At 62.5% G+C, this 6,497-nt stretch carries 7 protein-coding genes and 1 pseudogene; all 8 read right to left on the bottom strand.

From position 1 onward, the window contains the following. Nucleotides 1-4 precede the first annotated feature (4 nt). Nucleotides 5-304: a 50S ribosomal protein L23 gene (gene rplW, locus FB562_RS10070; protein WP_141880990.1), complete on the bottom strand. Its 300-nt coding sequence runs from the start codon at nucleotides 302-304 to the stop codon at nucleotides 5-7. Then, nucleotides 301-969 (bottom strand): 50S ribosomal protein L4, encoded by a 669-nt coding sequence (rplD, locus tag FB562_RS10075; RefSeq protein WP_141880991.1) that lies wholly within the window; start codon nucleotides 967-969, stop codon nucleotides 301-303. The genes rplW and rplD overlap by 4 nt, the downstream gene beginning before the upstream one ends. A 4-nt stretch (nucleotides 970-973) precedes the next feature. Beyond that, on the bottom strand, nucleotides 974-1,624 hold the full coding sequence (rplC, locus tag FB562_RS10080; protein WP_141880992.1) for a 50S ribosomal protein L3: 651 nt from the start codon (nucleotides 1,622-1,624) through the stop codon (nucleotides 974-976). Nucleotides 1,625-1,652: 28 nt separating this feature from the next. After that, complete coding sequence (rpsJ, locus tag FB562_RS10085) at nucleotides 1,653-1,961, bottom strand: 30S ribosomal protein S10 (RefSeq protein WP_021010896.1); 309 nt, start codon at nucleotides 1,959-1,961, stop codon at nucleotides 1,653-1,655. 479 nt (nucleotides 1,962-2,440) lie between these two features. Further along, nucleotides 2,441-2,653 carry an Rv0909 family putative TA system antitoxin gene (locus FB562_RS10090; RefSeq protein WP_141880993.1) on the bottom strand — a complete coding sequence of 71 codons (213 nt, stop codon included), beginning with the start codon at nucleotides 2,651-2,653 and terminating at the stop codon, nucleotides 2,441-2,443. 184 nt (nucleotides 2,654-2,837) lie between these two features. Further along, entirely contained in the window at nucleotides 2,838-4,031 is a 1,194-nt protein-coding gene (gene tuf / locus FB562_RS10095; RefSeq protein WP_141880994.1) for an elongation factor Tu, read from the bottom strand. 117 nt (nucleotides 4,032-4,148) lie between these two features. Beyond that, entirely contained in the window at nucleotides 4,149-6,263 is a 2,115-nt protein-coding gene (gene fusA, locus FB562_RS10100) for an elongation factor G (protein WP_141880995.1), read from the bottom strand. Nucleotides 6,264-6,346: 83 nt separating this feature from the next. After that, a pseudogene (locus FB562_RS10105) lies at nucleotides 6,347-6,497 on the bottom strand (30S ribosomal protein S7); the annotation flags it as partial.

Genomic DNA, 6,497 nt, shown 5'->3' on the forward strand with positions numbered 1-6,497 from the left:
CTCCCTAGCCGACAGCCGTGAAGATGTCGATGGAACCGGCCTTGAGCGTCACGATGGCGCGCTTGGTGTTCTTGCGCTTACCAGTACCGAACTTGGTACGACGGGTCTTGCCCTGCTTGTTGAGAGTGTTGATCGACGCGACCTGCACGCTGAAGATCTTCTCAATGGCGAGCTTGATCTCGGTCTTGTTCGAACGGGGGTCCACCTCGAAGGTGTACTTGCCCTGATCGATCAGGCTGTAGCTCTTCTCGGAGACGACCGGGGCGATGATGACGTCGCGCGGGTCCTTGTACGTGGCGCTCATGCGGTCACCTTCGCTTCCTTGTCAGATGCTGCGCTCTCGCCCTTGGGGGCGACGAACGCGTCGAACGCACCCTTGGTGAAGACGAGGTCGTCGCTCACGACCACGTCGTAGGCGTTCAGCTGGTCGTGGGTGATCACGTGAATCGTGGAAAGGTTTCGCACGCTCTTGTAGCTCACCTCGTCGTCACGCTGGAGAACGATCAGGATGTTCTTGCTCTCGGCGATGTTGCCGAGCAGCTCGGCAACAGCCTTCGTTGAGGGCACATCTCCCAGGGAGAGCGACTCGACGACATGGATGCGTCCGCCGCGTGCCCGGTCGGAGAGCGTGCCGCGGAGAGCGGCAGCGATCATCTTCTTGGGGGTGCGCTGGGCGTAGTCGCGCGGCACGGGTCCGTGGACGATGCCACCACCCTTGTGCTGCGGCATACGGACCGAACCCTGACGGGCGCGGCCGGTGCCCTTCTGCTTGAACGGCTTGCGGCCCGAGCCTGAAACCTCGCCGCGACCCTTGGTCTTGTGCGTGCCCTGGCGAGCCGCGGCGCGCTGCGCCACGACAACCTGGTGGATCAGGGGGACGTTGGTCTGGACGTCGAAGATCTCGGCGGGAAGGTCGACCGAGCCGACCTTCTTGCCCTTGACGTCGACGACATCGATTGCGGTAGCCATGGAACTAGGCTCCCTTCACTGCGTTGCGAACGAACACGATGCGGCCACGAGCACCGGGAACCGCGCCCTTGACGAGCAGCAGACCCTTCTCGAGGTCGACAGCGTGGACCGTGAGGCCCTGGACGGTGACGCGGTCGCCACCCATACGACCGGCCATGCGCATGCCCTTGAAGACACGGCTGGGGGTCGACGAGGCGCCGATCGAACCCGGCTTGCGGTGGTTGCGGTGCGCACCGTGCGACGCCGAGACACCGGCGAAGTTGTGGCGCTTCATGACACCGGCGAAACCCTTGCCCTTGCTGGTGCCGACGACGTCGACCTTCTTGCCGGCCTCGAAGATGTCAACCGCGATCTCCTGGCCGAGCGAGTAGTCGCCGGCGTCGGAGGTGCGAACCTCGGTGAGGTGACGGCGCGGCGTGACGCCGGCCTTGTCGAAGTGACCGGTCGCAGGCTTGTTCGCCTTGCGCGGGTCGATCTGGCCGTAAGCGATCTGGACGGCACTGTAGCCGTCGACCTCAGGAGTACGAACCTGGGTGACGACGTTGGGGGTGATCTCGATGACGGTGACGGGGATCAGCTTGTTGTTGGCGTCCCAGACCTGAGTCATGCCGAGCTTCTTGCCCAGCAGACCCTTGCGAGTCGTAAGTTTAGACATGGGTTCCCTCAGAACTGTTCAGGCTCGACTAGAGCTTGATCTCGATGTTGACGTCGGCCGGCAGGTCGAGACGCATGAGCGAGTCGACAGCCTTCGGAGTCGGGTCAATGATGTCGATCAGGCGCTTGTGGGTGCGCTTCTCGAAGTGCTCGCGGCTGTCCTTGTACTTGTGAGGAGAGCGGATCACGACGACCACGTTCTTCTCCGTAGGAAGGGGCACCGGACCGACCACCGTCGCGCCCGCACGGGTCACCGTGTCGACGATCTTGCGCGCCGAGCTGTCGATGACCTCGTGGTCGTACGACTTAAGTCGAATGCGGATCTTCTGTCCCGCCATGTCTGACTCTCTCTCTTTAGTACCAAATGCGTTCTCACGCACACGCTGCGGAGCACTTCTGCTGTCGCACCACTGTTTTTATGTCAAACGCCAGGTCTTGTGACCCGACACCGTACCGACCCCCGCGCTCGGGCGCGTCACGCCCTTCCGAGGAAGAGCGGGCACACGTCTGACCGCGTTTTATCGAGTGTCGATTAAGCTTTGTCCTGCTACCCGCGGCCTAGACGCTCACCCGGGCCTGAACCCGAGCGTCAAATCTATGCACTGCCTGGCAGTGATTCCGGCCTCGGTCACGGGGACCAGGCGGAAATGTTGAACTAGACGAGTTTGCCACATTCCTGACGCTGCTGCAACCCGGGCGTGTCGCGCTCGGCGTGTCGCGCAAAAAGGGCGGTTCTGACGCGCTGTGCGCCCCCGTTTGGGGCGTGCGCGCCCGCCCGCTCGAGCAGGGGCGCGCACACGCGGAAAAAGCGGAGGGGCTAGTCGGTGCCGACGCGCTTGTCGGCCTCGGCGCGGGCGTCGCCCACCTGTCCGGCGAACTTGCCGCCCGTCACCTTGTTGACGACATCCTCCGCACCGTCGAGGACCTTGTCGCTGATGTCCTCAGCCTGCTCGCTCTTCAGCGCATCCTTCACCTTGTCGTCGGCGAGGAACTCCTGCGCCTTCTTGGTGATGTCATCGAATCCGGCCATTGTCGACTCCTTAGTCTGGGGAACCATCGGAAGCCCACCCTACGTCGCAGCCGATCGCTCCACCAGAGGTGGCCCCGAGCATCCGGGAACGACGAAGGGGCCGAGCCTTTCGGCTCGACCCCTTCGTGTTGGTGGGTTTGGTTTCGATACGCTCGCTACTCAACCCGCCAGGTTGTTGCTGTTACTACTTGAGAACCTTGACAACCTTGCCGGCGCCAACGGTGCGGCCACCCTCACGGATAGCGAAGCCGAGGCCCTCTTCCATGGCGATGGGCTGAATGAGCTCAACCGTCATCTCGGTGGTGTCACCAGGCATGACCATCTCGGTGCCCTCGGGCAGCGTGATGACGCCGGTGACGTCGGTGGTGCGGAAGTAGAACTGCGGGCGGTAGTTCGCGTAGAACGGGTTGTGGCGGCCACCCTCATCCTTGGAAAGGATGTAGGCGGTTCCCTCGAAGTTCGTGTGAGGGGTGACCGAACCCGGCTGTACGACGACCTGGCCGCGCTCGACATCCTCGCGCTTGGTGCCGCGGAGGAGCAGACCACAGTTCTCGCCGGCCCAAGCCTCGTCGAGCTGCTTGTGGAACATCTCGATACCCGTGACCGTGGTCTTCTGCGTCGGGCGGATGCCGACGATCTCGACCTCGGAGTTGATCTTCAGCGTGCCACGCTCGGCGCGGCCCGTGACGACGGTTCCACGACCGGTGATCGTGAAGACGTCCTCGACCGGCATGAGGAAGGGCTTGTCCTTGTCGCGCACGGGGTCGGGGATGTTGTCGTCAGCGGCCTGCATGAGGTCGAGAACCGACTGAACCCACTTCTCGTCGCCCTCGAGAGCCTTGAGGCCCGAGACGCGAACGACAGGCGCGTTGTCGCCGTCGAACTCCTGGCTGGAGAGCAACTCGCGAACCTCGAGCTCGACGAGCTCCAGGATCTCCTCGTCGTCGACCATGTCGGACTTGTTCAGCGCGACCATCAGGTAGGGGACACCAACCTGGCGGGCGAGCAGAACGTGCTCACGGGTCTGAGCCATCGGGCCGTCGGTCGCCGCAACCACGAGGATCGCGCCGTCCATCTGAGCAGCACCGGTGATCATGTTCTTGATGTAGTCGGCGTGACCAGGGGCGTCGACGTGAGCGTAGTGGCGCTTCGGCGTCTCGTACTCGACGTGAGAGATGTTGATCGTGATACCACGCTGGCGCTCTTCAGGCGCCGAGTCGATCGTCGCGAAGTCACGCTGCACGTTGGTGGCCGACGGGTACTTGTCCGCGAGCACCTTCGAGATGGCTGCGGTAAGCGTGGTCTTGCCGTGGTCAACGTGACCGATGGTTCCGATGTTTACGTGCGGCTTGGTCCGCTCGAACTTGGCCTTAGCCACTGGGTCCTCCTCAGGACTCTGGTGTAGGCATCCGAATCAGTGGATTCCGATCGGATGCGCTACGGGGTGGAGTGTGTATTTATGTTACTCGGGACGGGATGTCCCTGCGAATTCGGGCTAGTCGCCCTTGTTCTTCTGGACGATCTCGTCGGCAACAGCCTTCGGGACCTCCGCATAGCTGTCGAATGTCATCGAGTACACCGCACGGCCAGAGGTCTTGGACCTCAGGTCGCCAACATACCCGAACATTTCTGACAGCGGTACCTTCGCCGAGATGACCTTCACGCCCGTCGCGTCTTCCATGGCCTGGATCTGGCCACGACGGGAGTTGATGTCACCGATGACGTCACCCATGTATTCCTCAGGGGTGCGGACCTCGACGGCCATGAGCGGCTCCAGCAGCACGGGGTTCGCCTTGCGAGCGGCCTCCTTGTATGCCATGGATCCGGCGATCTTGAACGCCATCTCCGAGGAGTCGACGTCATGGTAGGCGCCGTCAAGCAGAATCGCCTTCACACCGACAGTCGGGAAGCCGGCGAGCACGCCCACCTGCATGGCCTCCTTGATTCCGGCGTTCACCGAAGGAATGTACTCGCGCGGGATGCGACCGCCCGAAACCTTGTCCTCGAACTCGTAGGACACCTCCGCGGTGACCTCCATCGGCTCGAGAGCGATCTGCACCTTGGCGAACTGACCGGATCCACCGGTCTGCTTCTTGTGGGTGTAGTCGTACTTCTCGACCACGCGACGGATCGTCTCGCGGTACGCAACCTGGGGCTTGCCCACGTTGGCCTCAACATGGAACTCGCGCTTCATGCGGTCAACGAGGATGTCGAGGTGAAGCTCACCCATTCCCTTGATGACGGTCTGGCCGGTGTCGATGTTCTGCTCGGTGCGGAACGTGGGATCCTCTTCGGCCAGCTTCTGGATGGCTGTTCCCAGCTTCTCCTGGTCGGCCTTGGTCTTCGGCTCGATGGCGACCTCGATGACCGGGTCGGGGAACGTCATCGACTCGAGAACAACCTGGTTGTTCGCGTCGCTGAGGGTGTCGCCCGTGGTGGTGTCCTTGAGGCCGATGACCGCGTAGATGTGCCCAGCGGTGACGCTGTCAACAGGGTTCTCCTTGTTGGCGTACATCTGGAACATCTTGCCGATGCGTTCCTTCTTGCCCTTGGTGGAGTTGATGATCGCTCCACCACTCTCAAGGAACCCCGAGTAGACGCGGATGAACGTGAGACGCCCGAAGAACGGGTGCACGGCAACCTTGAACGCGAGAGCCGCAAAGGGCTCCTTCGAGTCCGGCTTGCGCAGGATGACCTTCTCCTCGTCGCGCGGGTCGCGAGCCTCAGTGGCACCGACGTCGAGCGGGTTGGGGAGATAGTCGATGACTGCGTCGAGCATCGGCTGAACGCCGCGGTTCTTGAACGCCGAGCCACAGAGCACGGGGTAGATCTCGCTGGCCACGGTGAGCTTGCGAATGGCGCCCTTGATCTCGGCGACAGTCAGCTCTTCGCCACCGAAGTACTTCTCCATGAGCGCGTCGTCGGTCTCGGCGACGGTCTCGAGCAGAGCGGTGCGGTACTCCGCAGCCTTCTCCTTGAGATCCTCCGGGATCTCCTCGATGGCGTACTTGGCGCCCATCTCGACGTCACCCTTCGAGTCGCCACGCCACGTGAGCGCGCGCATCTCAACGAGGTCGACAACACCCTCGAAGCCGGACTCCTCACCGATGGGCAGCTGAAGAACCAGCGGCTTGGCGCCGAGGCGCTTCACGATGGTGTCGACCGTGAAGTAGAAGTCGGCGCCCATCTTGTCCATCTTGTTGACGAAGCAGATGCGCGGGACGTTGTACTTGTCGGCCTGACGCCAGACAGTCTCCGACTGGGGCTCAACGCCCTCCTTGCCGTCGAACACCGCAACGGCACCGTCGAGGACGCGGAGCGAACGCTCCACCTCAACGGTGAAGTCGACGTGGCCGGGGGTGTCGATGATGTTGATCTGGTTGTTGTTCCAGAAACACGTGACAGCAGCGGAGGTGATCGTGATGCCACGCTCCTGCTCCTGCTCCATCCAGTCAGTCGTCGAGGCACCATCGTGGGTCTCGCCGATCTTGCGGTTGACGCCCGTGTAGAACAGGATGCGCTCAGTCGTTGTGGTCTTGCCGGCATCGATGTGAGCCATGATGCCGATGTTGCGGACCTTGTTCAGGTCGGTGAGCACTTCCTGTGCCACGGTGGTCCTCCGAAAGTTGGGGATGAATGTGATGTCACAGTGCGGGCGGGCCGGTTAGGACCCGCCCGCACTGCAGGTGCCCACTACCAGCGGTAGTGAGCGAATGCCTTGTTGGCTTCGGCCATCTTGTGAGTGTCTTCACGACGCTTCACAGCGGCACCGAGACCGTTCGACGCGTCGAGGATCTCGTTGGTGAGACGCTCGGTCATCGTCTTCTCGCGACGGCCCTTGGCG

It is taken from the genome of Homoserinimonas aerilata (assembly GCF_006716125.1).
Lineage (GTDB): Bacteria > Actinomycetota > Actinomycetes > Actinomycetales > Microbacteriaceae > Homoserinimonas > Homoserinimonas aerilata.

What these genes read in the sequence shown, in the direction of transcription:
- rpsJ (WP_021010896.1), bottom strand. Translation starts at nt 1,961, where the DNA reads ATGGCGGGACAGAAGATCCGCATTCGACTTAAGTCGTACGACCACGAG.
- FB562_RS10090 (WP_141880993.1), bottom strand. Translation starts at nt 2,653, where the DNA reads ATGGCCGGATTCGATGACATCACCAAGAAGGCGCAGGAGTTCCTCGCC.
- rplD (WP_141880991.1), bottom strand. Translation starts at nt 969, where the DNA reads ATGGCTACCGCAATCGATGTCGTCGACGTCAAGGGCAAGAAGGTCGGC.
- rplC (WP_141880992.1), bottom strand. Translation starts at nt 1,624, where the DNA reads ATGTCTAAACTTACGACTCGCAAGGGTCTGCTGGGCAAGAAGCTCGGC.
- rplW (WP_141880990.1), bottom strand. Translation starts at nt 304, where the DNA reads ATGAGCGCCACGTACAAGGACCCGCGCGACGTCATCATCGCCCCGGTC.